Annotated in this window: 10 protein-coding genes; 2 read left to right on the top strand and 8 right to left on the bottom strand. The window is 68.9% G+C overall.

What is annotated here, in order from left to right:
* The first annotated feature begins 10 nt into the window (after window positions 1–10).
* Window positions 11–778, top strand: a complete 768-nt coding sequence (locus AC07U4_RS11180; protein ID WP_052075657.1) for a FadR/GntR family transcriptional regulator — start codon at window positions 11–13, stop codon at window positions 776–778.
* A 297-nt stretch (window positions 779–1,075) separates the two neighbouring features.
* Here the strand turns inward: AC07U4_RS11180 and AC07U4_RS11175 are convergent, their stop codons facing one another.
* Genes AC07U4_RS11175 through AC07U4_RS11150 form a run of 6 tightly spaced genes read right to left on the bottom strand, consistent with a single transcriptional unit; the run spans window position 1,076 to window position 9,170 of the window.
* Entirely contained in the window at window positions 1,076–2,641 is a 1,566-nt protein-coding gene (locus AC07U4_RS11175) for a glycoside hydrolase family 43 protein (protein WP_495195451.1), read from the bottom strand.
* Complete coding sequence (locus AC07U4_RS11170; protein WP_495195450.1) at window positions 2,638–3,699, bottom strand: alpha/beta hydrolase; 1,062 nt, start codon at window positions 3,697–3,699, stop codon at window positions 2,638–2,640. The genes AC07U4_RS11175 and AC07U4_RS11170 overlap by 4 nt, the downstream gene beginning before the upstream one ends.
* A gap of 29 nt (window positions 3,700–3,728) precedes the next feature.
* Entirely contained in the window at window positions 3,729–5,336 is a 1,608-nt protein-coding gene (locus tag AC07U4_RS11165) for a GH39 family glycosyl hydrolase (RefSeq protein WP_495195449.1), read from the bottom strand.
* 52 nt (window positions 5,337–5,388) lie between these two features.
* Window positions 5,389–6,972, bottom strand: coding sequence for an alpha-N-arabinofuranosidase (locus tag AC07U4_RS11160; RefSeq protein ID WP_495195448.1), 1,584 nt, complete (start codon window positions 6,970–6,972; stop codon window positions 5,389–5,391).
* A gap of 39 nt (window positions 6,973–7,011) precedes the next feature.
* Entirely contained in the window at window positions 7,012–8,457 is a 1,446-nt protein-coding gene (locus AC07U4_RS11155) for an arabinan endo-1,5-alpha-L-arabinosidase (protein WP_495195447.1), read from the bottom strand.
* A gap of 14 nt (window positions 8,458–8,471) precedes the next feature.
* Window positions 8,472–9,170 carry an acetylxylan esterase gene (locus AC07U4_RS11150; RefSeq protein WP_137897537.1) on the bottom strand — a complete coding sequence of 233 codons (699 nt, stop codon included), beginning with the start codon at window positions 9,168–9,170 and terminating at the stop codon, window positions 8,472–8,474.
* A gap of 255 nt (window positions 9,171–9,425) precedes the next feature.
* Here AC07U4_RS11150 and AC07U4_RS11145 point away from each other — a divergent pair, with 255 nt between their 5' ends.
* Entirely contained in the window at window positions 9,426–11,075 is a 1,650-nt protein-coding gene (locus AC07U4_RS11145) for a glycoside hydrolase family 43 protein (RefSeq protein ID WP_495195446.1), read from the top strand.
* A 65-nt stretch (window positions 11,076–11,140) separates the two neighbouring features.
* Here the strand turns inward: AC07U4_RS11145 and AC07U4_RS11140 are convergent, their stop codons facing one another.
* Window positions 11,141–12,565 (bottom strand): sugar porter family MFS transporter, encoded by a 1,425-nt coding sequence (locus AC07U4_RS11140; RefSeq protein ID WP_038663768.1) that lies wholly within the window; start codon window positions 12,563–12,565, stop codon window positions 11,141–11,143.
* 42 nt (window positions 12,566–12,607) lie between these two features.
* Window positions 12,608–14,425 (bottom strand): IlvD/Edd family dehydratase, encoded by a 1,818-nt coding sequence (locus AC07U4_RS11135; protein WP_425423971.1) that lies wholly within the window; start codon window positions 14,423–14,425, stop codon window positions 12,608–12,610.
* Window positions 14,426–14,469 lie beyond the last annotated feature (44 nt).

Raw genomic sequence — 14,469 nt, 5'->3', positions numbered from 1 at the left:
TGTCTGAACAGTGGCGACCAACGACGACAGCAGCATCACCGCCTTGCCGGCCCCGGCATCGAGCACCCGCAAGCCGGGGCGACGACTGCGCGGCGCGGTCGCCAACAAGCTCGGCATCGCCATCCTGTCGGGCGAATATCGCCCCGGCGACGTGCTGACCGGCGAGGTCGCCGCCGCCGAGGCGCTCGACGTCTCGCGCGGCGCCTATCGCGAGGCGGTGCAGGTGCTCACCGCCAAGGGACTGGTCGAGAGCCGGCCGAAAACCGGTACGCACGTGCTGCCGCGCGAACGCTGGAACCTGCTCGACCCCGACGTGCTCGCCTGGGCCTTCGCCGGCGAGCCCGACCCGCGGCTGATCCGCAGCCTGTTCGAGCTGCGGCTGGTGATCGAGCCCGCCGCCGCCGCACTCGCCGCCGAGCGCCGCACCCGTGCCGATCTGACGCGGATGGGCGAGGCGCTGAAGGGCATGCGCCGCCACACGCTCGCCACCGCGGAGGGCCGCGCCGCCGACCGCGATTTCCACGACGCGCTGCTGCACGCGACGGGCAACGATGCGATGGTCGTGCTCGGCGCGTCGATCGGCGCCGCGGTCGCCTGGACGACGCAGTTCAAGCAGCGCACCCGCGCATTGCCGCGCGATCCGATCCCCGACCACGCCCGCGTCTACGACGCGATCGCCGCGCGCGACGCCGCCGCCGCCACCGCCGCGATGCAAGTGCTCGTCGACCTCGCACTGAGCGACACGCGCAGCGCGATGCCCGCCGAAACGCCGGTCTGAACGCGCCTCACGCGCCTGATACGCCGGTCTATCCACCCCGTCGGTGCCGAGCCTGTCGAAGCACCGTAAGACCCACCTGCCCTTCGACAGGCTCAGGGCGAACGGTAGGGGGGAATCGCCTTCGTTGTTGGCCAGTTGTAGGTGCTGGTCGCTCTAGCGCTCCCGTGAGCGCAACGGCCCCCAACGTATACCCAAATCCGTTGGTGCTGAGCCTGTCGAAGCACCGTGAGACTCACCTGCCCCTCGACAGGGTCAGGGCACGCGATCGGGATCTCCTCCACGCTTGAGGCACGAGCGTTACGGCCGCACCGTCCCCGCCGGCGCCAGCGGCGACAGCGTGAAGCGATCGACGTCGATCCACCCCGCGCTCGCTTTGTCGGCATAGCAGAACAGCGCGAACTGCTCGCCCTGGAAGGTCCCCGTACGCCACGCGAAGGCGAGCGGCGCGTCACCGCCGAGCGGCGTCCAGCGCCGCCCGTCGAGACTATAGGCGAACCGGCTGCGGTCGGTGGTGAAGTCCATGTCGGTGCGCAGCCACAGCGCATCGCCGCGCGGCAGCGGCGCCGTCGCCAGCGTCGTGGTTACTGCGCCACCGACCTTGTCCTCCGTCACCTCCGCCGTGACCGCCGCCGTGCCGTCCGCCCCGCGGGTCACGGTCAAATTGGCGCTATACTGGCCGAGCGTGCCGAAACCGCAGCGGTCGCCGGGCGCCAGATGACCGATGTCGAGCTTCACCTCCCCGCGGCTCGCCGGTCCCTGCCCCTTCTGGGTCAGCGTGTTGCGCGCGGACCAGAAGCGCGTCGCCACCGTCGGCCGCAGCCGCAGCCAGCCCGGCCGCTGTGTCAGCGACCAGCGCGCGGGATCGGAATTGTGGTTCCACTGCCATTGCAGCCCGAGCCGCGCGGCGGCGAAATCGTCGGAGGTCGCCGGTTCGGCGAAGCGCGCGCCGGGGATCGGCTTGGCGGCGCGGCGCGGTACGCGGCCGGGTGCGGCGGGCGTGCCCCAGACCGGCCAGTCGTCCTGCCAGAACACCGGGCTCATATTGGTCATCCGCCCGATCGCGCCGCTGTCTTCCATCACGAAACCGAACCAGCGGCCATCGGGCAGGTCGACCAGCGCGCCCTGATGGCCGCCGCTCTTGTCGTCGATCTGGTCGCGCGTCTCCCACGGACCGAACAGGCTGCGCGATCGTGACACGCTCAGCGCCAGTCGCGGCGGCAGCGCGTTGAACAGATAATAATAATCGCCGCGGCGGATGATCTTCGATCCTTCCGCGCCCTTGATGTAATGGATGCGCCTGGCGTCGGTGACATGGGCGAGCTGCGCATCCAGCGTCAGCAGCGTGATCGTGCCGTCGGCGGTGCTCGCGGTGGCGAGATAGGCGCGACCGTCCGGCTCGATGAACAGGCCGGGATCGAACGCCTCGCGCTCCAGCTCGTTATAGCGCCACGGCCCGCGCACGTCCTTGGCGTACCAGATGCGCGTCTTCTGCCCGACCGGCGTGTTGGCGAGATAATAGGTGCCGGCGTGATAGCGCAGGCTGGAGGCGTATAGCCCCTTGCGATAGGCGTTGCCGCCCTCGAGGTCGTATTGCGGCAACCCCTCCAACCGGTCGACGAGATGCGAGACGATCGTCCAGTTGATCAGGTCGCGGCTGTGCAGGATCGTGATCCCCGGCACGTTGGCGAAGGTCGTACTCGCCATATAATAATCGCGGCCGACGCGGATGACGTCGGGATCGGGATAATCCGCGTAGAGTACGGGGTTACGGAACGTACCGTCCCCCTGGTCCGACCGCCATACCTGCGCCGACGCGGTCGTGGCCAGCAGCGCCGCCGCCGCGAATCCCCAGCCGCGCCTCATCGGCCGAACACCAGAGCGCGCGAGAAGAAGGGGAGCATCTTGTCCTGCACCCGGCCGGCGACGCCGCTGGTATGGTCGCCCGGATAGATTTCGAAGCTGTTGGCGATGCCATAGCGGTCGAGCCCGGTGTGAAGCTTCGCGGCGTCGTCCTTCAGCCCGTCGCGGTCGCCGACGTCGATGCCGATCGCGGCATAGCGCCGGAGATTGCCGGCATATTGGTCGAGCATCGCGAGCGGCGCATTCGCCGACCAGCGCGCCAGCACGTCGGGCTGCGGCACGCCGTCCTTGATCGGCAGGTCGAGGAACAGCGGCGGCGCCTTGGGATTGGGCGACCAGGCCGCTGCGGTGGCAAGCTGCGCGCGCAGGCCCCAGGACAATCTGGCGCTGTCGGCGGGCGAGCGCAGGCTGCGCAGCGCCGCCTCGTTGGCGGCATCGGGCGTGCCGAGCGCGCGGGTCGACAGGCAGCACGGACTCATCATGTACAGCGCGCCGAACGTCTCGGGATGTTTCATCCCGATCCGCGCGGTGCCGTAGCCGCCCATTGAATGGCCGGCGAGCCCGCGGCTGCGCCGGTCGGCGATCGTGCGATAATGGCCATCGATATAGGCGACGAGGTCCTTCGCGATGAACGTCTCGAAATCGCCGACCGTCACCGAGCTCGAATAGAAGGAGCCGTTGTGCACCGTCTTGCTGTCGGGCAGCACGACGATCATTTCGCGCGTGCCCTTGGCGAAGGCGCCCTCCACCGTCTGCGGCACGTGGATCTCGCCGATCCATTGTTCGGCACCGATCGAATAGCCGTGGAGGGCATAGACCACCGGATAGCGCCGCGTCGGGCTGCTGCGATAGCTCGGCGGCAATACGACCAGCACCGCGCGATCGGGACTCTCGCCTTCCAGATTGCCCTCGATGCTCGGGGCATGGACGGTGATCCGCTCGATCGTCACCGGCTTGGCGCCCGCCACCGGCGCGGGCGCTGGCGTCGTCACCTGCGCCGATGCGCCGCCGACGGTGAGCGCCAGTGCGATGGCAAGCGCGCCGACACGGAAGGAAGTCATCGCGGTCAATCCTCTGCTGGAAAACGGGATCATAGTTCGACGAGCACCACGCCCTGCCGCGGCACGGTCAGCGTCAGCCGGCCGCCGGTCAGGCGCAGCGCTTCCGGCGTCAGTCGCGCGGCGCGCTTCAGCGTCGCGACCTGCGCGGGCGTCGGTCGCGCCGGCGAACCCATCGCCTGCCATGCGCCGAACGCGTTGGCGTGGCGCGCATCGACGCGCCACATCCGCCCCGCCGCCGCCGGCGCGACATGCGCCACGTCGAGCGTCACGCGGGCGTCGGGGCCGGCCACGTCGTCGTCGTGATAATGCCACAGCAGCAGCGCGACGCGCCCCGGCGCGGTCCGCGTCGCGAGCACGCCGACATCCGGCGCGCCGCGCACCCCGTCGCGCAGCATCGTGGCGAGCGGCACCTGCCCGTCGCTCTGCGCCGCGATCCGCTCCGGCCCGAGCCGCGCGAACAGCCGGAAGACGTTGAGCACCGCAAGATCGACGCCGTTGGTGGCGAGCTGCCGATAGCCGGCGAACCACGGCTGGCCGACGAACGTATAGGACCAGGCGAGCGCGCCCTCCAGCCGCGTGCCGCGCCGCTGCGCCAGCTCCCACAGCCGCGCGTAGCTCGCCGCGGTGTAGCTCGCGTAGAGCGGCCCGTTGCGATAGGCGTTGGCCGGCCCCGGACAGGCGGCGCAGCCCTCCGGATCGTTCTCGCCGATCACCACCGGCTTGCCGGCGAGCTGCGGCACCGCGGCGAAGGCGGCGAACGCCTCGTCGGCGGTGCGCAACTGGTTGGCGATCCCCATGCGGACATGCCCGTCGACTACCGCCGGCTGGCCCTTGGCGTGGAAGGACAGGAAGTCGGTCGGCGTACCCGTTCCGCCCGTCGCATGGTTGGTGCCGGTGGTGACGTGGCGCAGGAAGCCCTGCATGAAGGTGCCGCCCGCACCGGCGAGATCGGGACCGCCGACCCGCGCGGTCGGCAGCGCGCGACGGATCGCATCGACGGTGACGTCGTGCAGCCGGTAGAAGGCTTCCGGACTGGCGCTCCAGTAGAAGCTCAGATTGGGCTCGTTCCACGTCTGGAAATACCAGCGCTCCACCTCGGCGCGGCCGTAGCGCGCGACATTGTGGAGCGTCCATCGATAGACGAGGTCGGCCCAGCGTTTCTCGTCGCGCGGCGGATAGGTCCAGCCGGCGGTGCCCTTGGCATCGACGCCTGGCGCCCAGGGCAGGCGATAGGGCGTGCCCGGCGGCGCCGCGCTCAGCGCCTCGGGCATGAAGCCGATCTCGAGATAGGGATGGATGCCGGCGGCGCGATAGCTGTCGATGATGCCGTCGACGATCCGCCAGTCGTACACCGGCTGGCCGTCGCGCTCGGTGTAGACGTTGGTGCTGCCCCATTTGAAATCGGCGGTGCCGTCGCCGCTGGTCAGCAGGTTGTGCGCGCGGAAATAGATCTCGCTCGGCCGCAGCCGCCCGAGCTCGACGAGCAGCCGCCTGCCCTCCGCCGTCGTCGCATAATTGGGCTCGTCGGCGCCGAAGAACCGCCAGATCGGCGGCAGCGGCGCGGTGACGCGCGCCGCATCGACGCTGACGTGCACCGCACGCGGCGACGGCGCTGCCGCGGTCAGCAGCGCGAGCACCGCTGCCGCAGCCGCCGACCGGCACCAGGAGGAGGGACCGCCGCGCACCGGCTCAGCGCAGGTCGAGCACGACGACGGACTTGGCCGGCAGTGTCAGCGTCAACGTACCGCCCGCGACCTGCGCCGAGGTGAACGGCTGCGGCGTCACCGTATCGGGCGCATCGAAGCTGTTGTGCGTATCCATCGCCGCGCCGGTGACGATCCGGCCGCTCGCCTGCCCCGCCTGCACCCCGGTCAGCGCGACCGACACCGGCAGCGCGCGGTTCGGGTCGAGATTGACCAGCGCGACGTGCACCTGCCCCGCGGCGTCGCGCACCGCCGAGGCGTTGACCGCGGGCACCGCCACCTCGTCCTTGTGATACCAGGGCGAGGTCAGCGTGATCGGCAGCGCCGTCGCCCCCTGCCACGGCTTGTACAGGTCGAACACCCAATAGGTCGGCGTCTTCACCATCCGCGGCCCGTCGGTGAGCAGCATCGCCTGCAACACGTTCACCATCTGCGCGATCGCCGCCATCCGCACCCGGTCGGCATGCGCGACGAAGATGTTGAGGTTGAGCCCGGCGACCACCGCGTCGCGGATCGAATTCTGCTGTTCGAGGAAGCCGGGATTGCTGCCCGGCGTCGGATCGTACCAGGTGCCCCATTCGTCCACCGCCAGCATCACGCGCTTGGCGGGATCGTATTTGTCCATGATCGCGGCGTGCTTGGTCAGGAATTCTTCCATCTGCAGCGTATGCTGCATCGTCGTCGCCCATTCATGCTCGGAAAAGCCGATCGCCGGCCCCTTGTCCTTCCAGTCCTTGTCGCGCGGCCGCGTGTAATAATGCAGCGCCAGCCCGTCGATATTCTTGCCGGCGATGCGCATCATCGCCTCGGTCCATTCGTAGTTCGAATCGCTCGGGCCGCTGGCGATCTTGAGCATCGGGCCGTTCGCCGACTTGGCGAATTGCGCGTAGCGATTGGTCTCGTCGGCGGCATAATCGGCGCGCATATTGCCGCCGCAGCCCCACAGTTCGTTGCCGATGCCGAGATACTGCACCTTCCACGGCTCGGCATGGCCGTTCTTGGCGCGCTCCTTGGCGAGGACGCTGCTGCCCTTCGCCGCGGTCATATATTCCACCCATTGCGCGGTTTCGGCGGGCGGTGCGCTGCCGAGGTTGGCGCCGACATAGGTGCTCGCGCCCAGCCGCTCCATCAGCCCGAAATATTCGTGCGTGCCGAAGCTGTTGTCCTCGTTCACCCCGCCCCAGTTGGTGTTGACCTTGCCCGGCCGGTCCTTCGCCGGGCCGATGCCGTCGCGCCAATGATATTCGTCGGCGAAGCACCCACCCGGCCAGCGCACCATCGGCACGTTGATCGCCTTGAGCGCGGCGAGCACGTCGCGGCGATAACCGGCGTCATTGGGGATGCGCGATTTGGGGCCGACCCAGATCCCGCCATAGATGCCGTGGCCGAGATGCTCGGCGAACTGGCCGAAGACGTCGCGATGCACCTGCGGCCCCGGCGTGTCGGCGCGCAGCGTCGCTTGTACAGCCTCGGTTTCACGCTCCTGCGCGGGCGCCGTCCCCGGCAGGGCAAGGCCGGCGAGCAGCAGCGGCAACAGCGCGCGGGCGGCGCGGGGTCGGAACGGGATCATCGGTCTTCCTCTCGTAATGGCGGCAGCGGCAGCGGGGGGTCAGGGCGTGCGGAACGTCCAGCGCCCCGCCGGGCTGGCCGGATCGAAGGCGGCGAGCGTCGGCGTACTCGCACCGATGGCGACCAGCGCCAGCCCGGTGCGGCCGCCCGGCACCGCCTTGGGCATGATGCGATAGGTGGCGTCGGTAAGCTGATCGACGCGCCACAATTGCTCGGCCGCGCCGGTGAAGGCGGGCACCGCCTCCACCTCGCCCGCCGCGGTCGCCGCCAGCGCACGGGTCGTCCCGGCGATGGTCAGTTTGTAATATGGCGCGCCGAACGACCCGCCGGCGTCGGCCACCGGCGCGATCGTCCACAATTGGTGCGGCCGCACCATGTAATCGGCGAGGTCGACGCGCACCCGGCCCTGCGGCCAGCCGGCGCTGTCCTGCGCCAGCGTCTGGTCGGGCAGCGGCGCGACGGGATCGTCCGACTTGGCCCTGAAACTCGCGCGCGCATCGAACGGGATGCGGACGAAGTCGGTCGCCAGTCCCAGCGCATAGCCGCTGCGCTCGGACGCGATCTCATAAGTGCCCGGCGCGACGTTCTCGCCCGCCACCGGCCAGCCGTCGCGCCACAGCAGCGGCGCGATGCCCAGCACGCTGCGCCCGCTGCGGTCCATGTCCGCCTCGTAATGCATCGAGAATTTCTCGACGCCGCCGGGCAGCTCGATCAGCCCGAAGTGACCGGGGCCGATGTCGCGGCCACGCGCACTCACTACCAGCTTGCCGCCGCCCTTGAGCAGCGGCGTGCCCATATGGTCGAGATACGGCCCCAGCGGGCTGCGCGCCCGGCCGACGCGGATGTGATAGGTGGAATTCGGCCCGTCGCAGCAGGTGCCGTGCGTGCCAAGCAGGTAATACCAGCCGTCGCGATACATCATCGCGGTCGCTTCCATGTCGATCGCGACATCGACCGGCTGGTTGCCGGCGACGCGCAGCCCGGTCCTGGGATCGAGTTCGACGATGCGGATCGGCCCGAAATAGGTGCCGTAGGTCAGCCACAGCCGCCCGTCGGCGAGCAGGAAGGCGGGATCGATCGCATCAGCCGTCTCCACCCCGTCGCTCGATGCGACGACGCCGACGTCGTGATAGCCGAAGCGCGGCGACTTGGGGTCGAGCGACAGCGTCCACATAATCTTGACCCGGCTGGCGTGGCCGCCGGACATGCCGCCGCCGCCGACCGCATAGGCAATATAATAGCGCTCGCCGATCTTGATGACGTCGGGCGCGACGCCGCCGCCGGGCCGCACCGGGCCGCTGCGCCACGTCCAGCCGTCGTCGGAGACGAGCCCGCCCTGCCGCGTACCGAACGTATACCAGCGTCCGTCGGAGAAAGTGACCGTGGAGGGGTCGTGGATGAACGGCTCGCCCTGCAATTGCGCGGCGGCGGGGGCAGCGGCGAGGCCGAGCGAGAGGCCGAGCGCGGCGAGGATAGGGCGGATCATGGCGGTCTCCCGGATCAGCGCAGCACGGTGGACAAAGCGGTGATCGGCTTGCCCTCCGCATCGAGGAAGCGGACGCAGAAATCGCTGAGGCCGGGACCGTTGATGACCGCGCCGCGGATGACGTTGCGGCCCTTGCGCAGCGTCAGCCGGTCCGACAGCACGTCGTCCATCACCATGCGGCGATCGTTGAACAGCCCGACCGCCTCCTTGCCGTTGAGCCACCAGATCGACGCCGCATTGGAGCCGACCGCCATCCGCACGTCGCGCATCTCGCGCGGCACATCGATCACGGTATAGGCCTGGAAGATCACGCCATAGGTCGGCTTGCCGAGCCCCTGCGCCAGGTTGAACAGCTTGATGTCGAAACTGTTGGAGTCGAGCGCATGCCAGCGCAGCGGCTCGGCGGCCTTGACGATCTGGCCATCGCGCGGGGTCGCGGTGAACTGGCCGGGAAAATAGCTGGTCCCCAGCGCCTCGCGCACATAACTTGCGGTGAACACCGTATTGGTGCGGTTCGGCTTGACGATCGGTTCGAGCAGCAGCCAGCGGCGCAGGAAGCCGTCGGCGTCGGGCGTGCTCGGCGCGGTGCCGGCCGGCTGGAAATAGGGCGCGATACCGGTGGCGGGGGTTGCCTGTTGACCCGCCATGCCCGGCGTCGCGCCGGCAAGCGTCGCCAGCAGCGTCGCGCCAAGTGCCAGATGTCGTATCCGCATCCCGGTCATCATCGCTCTCCCTCGCGCCACGGGAGTCGGTCTGCGATCCGCGTCGGCCTGCCGTCGGGATCGCGCCGCATCTCCTCTTTGCGCTGTTCCGAAGGGTAAACTGGTAACGCTACCTTGTCTATCGGCGCTGGGCGGATTTATCGGAGTAATGTTCCTCCGATTTTATCGCTCTGGCTGGCACGCCGACCTGGTAGCGCTATAGTTGCGTTAGAGCCGTCGCATCGAGCGGTGGCCGATATGGGAGAGATGAGGATGGCGGGACGTGCCATGATCCTGGCGCTGGCCTTGGCCGGCGGTTCGGCGGCGATGGCGAGCGAGGCGCCGCGCTTCAGCCGCTTCGCCTATCAGGGGCAGTCGGAGGAGAAGGCCACCCCCGCGCCGGGCGCGTATCGCAACCCGATCCTGTCTGGCTATTACCCCGACCCGTCGGTGACGCGGGTCGGCGACGATTATTATCTGGTCAATTCGTCCTTCGCGCATTTCCCCGGCCTGCCGGTCTTCCACTCGAAGGATCTCGTCCACTGGACGCAGATCGGCAATGCCATCGACCGCCCCGGCCAGCTCGACTTCACCGGCCGCCGCACCTCGGAAGCGGTGTTCGCGCCGGACATCTCCTATCACGCCGGCACCTTCTACATCGTCAACACCTGCGTTTCGTGCAGAGGCAATTTCGTCATCACCGCCAGGAACCCGGCGGGGCCGTGGTCCGATCCGATCTGGCTGCCGTTCGAGGGGATCGATCCGTCGATCTACTGGGAAGGCGACCGCGCCTATATCGTCAACAACCGCGCCCCCGCCGAACCGCCGCGCTACGAAGGCCATCGCGCCATCTGGATGCAGGAATATGACTGGCGCGCCGGCAAGATGGTCGGCGAGAGCACGCAATTGGTCAACGGCGGCGTCGACATCACCAAAAAGCCGGTCTGGATCGAGGGGCCGCATATCCTCCGGAAGGACGGCTATTATTATCTCACCGCCGCCGAGGGCGGCACCAGCGTCAACCATTCGCAGGTCGTCTTCCGCTCGCGCGACTTGCGCGGGCCGTATGCGCCGTTCGCCGGCAACCCGATCCTGACCCAGCGCGATCTCGATCCGGCGCGGCCCAACCCGATCACCTCGGCGGGCCATGCCGAACTGGTGCAGACGCAGACCGGCGACTGGTGGGCGACCTTCCTTGCCGTCCGCCCCTATGCCGGCAATTACTATAACATCGGCCGCGAGACGTTCCTGCTGCCGGTGACCTGGGCGCAAGGCTGGCCGATGATCCTGCCACACGGCAAGGCGATCCCCTTCACCGCGCCCGCACCCAGGCTGCCGCAGCAACGCCCGCCGGCGCTGCCGACCAGCGGCGACTTCGCCTACACCGACACGTTCGCCGGACCGAAACTGGCGATGCAGTGGATCGGCGTGCGCACCCCCAAACAGCCCGTCTACCGGATCGACCGCCACGAACTCGTGCTCGACCGCGGCACGCCGATGGGCGACCTGAACGGCGTTCCCGCCTTCGTCGCGCGGCGCCAGCAGCATCACGTCGCGACGATGAGCACGACGGTGCGCTTCATCCCCGACAGCGACGGCGAGCGCGCCGGCCTCGCCGCGATGCAGAGCGACAAGAACTTCCTGTTCTTCGGCATCACCCGCCTCGCCGGCAAGCCGATGGTCGCGCTCTACACCACCGACAAGGGCACCGAACGGCTGGTCGCGTCGGCGCCGCTCGCCACGACCGGTCCGGTGACGCTCACCATCCGTGCCAAGGGCGGCACGATGGCGTTCGACTATCAGGCCGGCGCCGCCCGCCGCACGCTCGCCGCCGACGTCGACGCACGCTTCCTCAGCACCGAGGCGGCGGGCGGCTTCGTCGGCACGATCGTCGGACCCTACGCCTGGCGGCGCTGACATGAAAAAGGGGCGGTCCCGCAGGACCGCCCCTTCGTCGTGACCGGATAGGATGGACCGGCGGATCAGCCCGCCATGTCCTCCAGCTCGCGGCCCGCGGTCTCGTTGACCATCTTGCGTACGAAGAAGAACGACGCCGCGGCGAAGAAGGCGTAGCCGAAATAGGTCACCGCCAGGCCGGGCGACACCGCCAGCGCCGGGAAGCTCACCGAGATCGCCGCATTGGCGATCCACTGCGCGAAGCCCGACACCGCGAGGCCCGAGCCGCGGATCTGGTTCGGGAACATCTCGCCCAGCATCACCCACATCACCGGACCCCAGCTCGCGTTGAAGAAGATGACGTAGAGGTTGGCGGCGATCAGCGCGATCATGCCGTTATGCCCCGGCAGCGAGACGGCGCCCGCCGCGTCGGTGACCGCGGTCGAGAACGCCCAGGCGACCACCGCCAGCGTCACCGCCATGCCGGCCGAACCGACGAGCAGCAGCGGCTTGCGGCCGATCCTGTCGACGGTCGCGATCGTGAACAGGCACGCCGCGATCGACAGCACGCCCGACAGGATGTTGATCTGCAGCGCATTGTCCTCGGTGAAGCCGACCGCTTCCCACAGCACCGCACCGTAATAGAAGACGACGTTGATGCCGACGAGCTGCTGGAAGATGGCGAGGCCGATGCCCGCCCACAGGATCGGGCGGATCTTGCCGGTGGTCTTGTCGCGCAGGTCGGACAATTTGGGCTTGTGATGGTCGGCGGCGAGCGAGTTGCGGATCTCGACGACCTTGCGGTCGGCTTCGGCCACGCCGAACAGGCGGACGAGCACCTTGTGCGCGTCGTCTTCGCGGCCCTTGGCCATCAGGAAGCGCGGGCTTTCCGGAATGACGAACAGCGCGACGAGATAGATGGCGGCGGGGATCGCCTGCAGCCAGAACATCCAGCGCCAGGCGGGATAGCCGAGCCAGAACGGCGCGGTCGAGCCGCCGGCATAGCGGGCGAGCACGAAATTGGCGACGAACGCGCCGGTCAGGCCGGTGATGATCATCACCTGCTGCACGCTGGTCAGCCGGCCGCGGATCGAGGCGGGGGTGACTTCGGAGATGTACACCGGCGAGATGACGCTCGCCGCACCGACGCCGAGGCCGCCGATGATGCGCGCGAAGATGAAGATCTCGGAGCCGCTCGCCGCGCCGGCGAGCAGCGCGCTGACCAGGAACAGCAATGCCGCGAGCATCATGACGTTGCGGCGGCCGATCGCATCGGCCATCCGGCCGGCGCCGAACGCACCGATCGCCGAACCGACGAGGATCGCGCCGACGTTGACGCCGATGCCGAGCCGGCCGAGCGCGAACGCCGCCTCCAGCCCCTTCTGGGTGCCGTTGATCACGCCCGAATCATAGCCGAACATGAAGCCGCCGATCGTCGCCACCGCGACGATCGCGGCGATGAAGCCGTGGTTCGTGGCAGTCCCCCCTGCCCCCCTTACGCTGTCCGTCATCGTCTCTCCTGTGCCGGTCACCGCCGGCGAAATGGGTTGTACCTAGTGGTTATGCCGCGGCGTACGCGCAGCGATACCCCGATATTTCAACGCGAAGTCGAGGACGCCGCCTTCGCCGAGCTGGCCGGTCTTTTCCCGGTACAGCTCTTCCCACGGCGTGTGGCTCTCGGCAATGGGCGGCGGCGTTCCGCCGCGCCGGCGCGTGATCTCGGCCTCCTCGACCAGTGCGTCGCAGCGGCCCGCGGCGAGATCGATGCGGATCACGTCGCCGGTCTGCAACCACGACAGGCCGCCGCCGACCGCGCTTTCCGGGCTGGCGTTGAGGATCGACGGGCTGTCCGACGTGCCCGACTGGCGGCCGTCGCCGAGTGTCGGCAGCGTCAGGATGCCGCGCTGGATCAGATGATCGGGTGGCTGCATGTTGACCACCTCCGCCGATCCCGGCCAGCCGATCGGGCCGGCGCCGCGGATCACCAGCATCGAGCCCTCGTCGATGCCCAGCGCGGGATCGTTGATGCGATGGTGGTAATCGTCCGATCCCTCGAACACCACCGCACGCGCCTCGAACACGTTCTCGCGTCCCGGTACGTTGAGGTAGCGCTCGCGGAACGCCGGCGAGATCACGCTCGTCTTCATGATCGCGAAATCGAACAGATTGCCGGTGAGGACGAGGAACCCCGCCTGCTCCTTCAGCGGCTGGTCGAACGGGCGGATCACTTCGCGGTCGGTCGCGCCGCGACCGGCGAGATTCTCGGCGATGCTGCGCCCGGTGACGGTCAGGCAGTCGCCGTCCAGCTTGCCGGCGCCGAGCAGCTCGTTCATCACCGCCGGCACGCCGCCGGCCCGATGGAAGCGCTCGCCGAGGAAACGCCCGGCGGGCTGTACGTCGACCAGCAGCGGCAGATCATAGCCATAGTCCATCCAGTCGCTCGGCCGCACCTCGATGCCGGCATGTGCCGCCATCGCCTGGATATGCGGCTGCGCGTTCGACGAGCCGCCGATCGCGGTGACGACGCGCACGGCGTTGAGGAAGCTCTCGCGGGTCAGGATGCGCGACGGACGCAGGTCCTCATAGGCCATGTCGACGATGCGGCGGCCGGTCTCATAGGCGAACTGGCCGCGCTCGCGATAGGGTGCGGGAATCGCTGCGCAGCCGGGCAGCGACAGGCCGAGCGCCTCGGCCACCGCGTTCATCGTCGAGGCGGTGCCCATCGTGTTGCAATGGCCCGCCGAGGGCGCGCTGTCGGTGGCGCGCTGGAGGAATTCCTCCTCGTCGATCTCGCCCGCGGCCAGCTTGCGGCGCGAGCGCCAGATGACGGTGCCCGAACCGACCAGCTCGCCCTCGTGCCAGCCGTCGAGCATCGGCCCGCCCGACAGCACGATCGCCGGAATGTCGACGGTGGCGGCGGCCATGATCCCCGACGGCGTCGTCTTGTCGCAGCCGGTGGTCAGCACCACCGCGTCGATCGGATAGCCGTACAGCGTCTCGACCAGCCCGAGATAGGCGAGGTTGCGGTCGAGCGCCGCGGTCGGCCGGCGGCAATTCTCGAAGATCGGATGGACCGGGAATTCGAGCGGGATGCCCCCTGCATCGCGGATACCGTCGCGCACCCGGCGCGCCAGATCGAGATGGATGCGGTTGCACGGAGACAGGTCGCTGCCGGTCTGCGCGATGCCGATGATCGGCCGCCCCGAGCGCAGTTCCGCCGGGGTCAGCCCGTAATTCATGAAGCGTTCGAGATAGAGCGCGGTCATGTCGGCACGGGCCGGGTCGGCGAACCAGTCGCGCGAACGGAAGGGACGAACCGGTTGGCGTGACACGCTGGACTCTCCACTTGGACGATGCCGGACCCGGCTCATACCTTGTTGGTATCGCTATCAGGCCAAGGCGGCACGTCAAGGCT

This window comes from Sphingomonas sp. GW821-FHT02B09 (genome assembly GCF_059421875.1).
This window is presented reverse-complemented; position numbering and strand designations above follow the sequence as displayed.

What these genes read in the sequence shown, in the direction of transcription:
- AC07U4_RS11135 (WP_425423971.1), bottom strand. Translation starts at nt 14,425, where the DNA reads ATGAGCCGGGTCCGGCATCGTCCAAGTGGAGAGTCCAGCGTGTCACGC.
- AC07U4_RS11155 (WP_495195447.1), bottom strand. Translation starts at nt 8,457, where the DNA reads ATGATCCGCCCTATCCTCGCCGCGCTCGGCCTCTCGCTCGGCCTCGCC.
- AC07U4_RS11150 (WP_137897537.1), bottom strand. Translation starts at nt 9,170, where the DNA reads ATGCGGATACGACATCTGGCACTTGGCGCGACGCTGCTGGCGACGCTT.
- AC07U4_RS11160 (WP_495195448.1), bottom strand. Translation starts at nt 6,972, where the DNA reads ATGATCCCGTTCCGACCCCGCGCCGCCCGCGCGCTGTTGCCGCTGCTG.
- AC07U4_RS11175 (WP_495195451.1), bottom strand. Translation starts at nt 2,641, where the DNA reads ATGAGGCGCGGCTGGGGATTCGCGGCGGCGGCGCTGCTGGCCACGACC.
- AC07U4_RS11145 (WP_495195446.1), top strand. Translation starts at nt 9,426, where the DNA reads ATGAGGATGGCGGGACGTGCCATGATCCTGGCGCTGGCCTTGGCCGGC.
- AC07U4_RS11140 (WP_038663768.1), bottom strand. Translation starts at nt 12,565, where the DNA reads ATGACGGACAGCGTAAGGGGGGCAGGGGGGACTGCCACGAACCACGGC.
- AC07U4_RS11170 (WP_495195450.1), bottom strand. Translation starts at nt 3,699, where the DNA reads ATGACTTCCTTCCGTGTCGGCGCGCTTGCCATCGCACTGGCGCTCACC.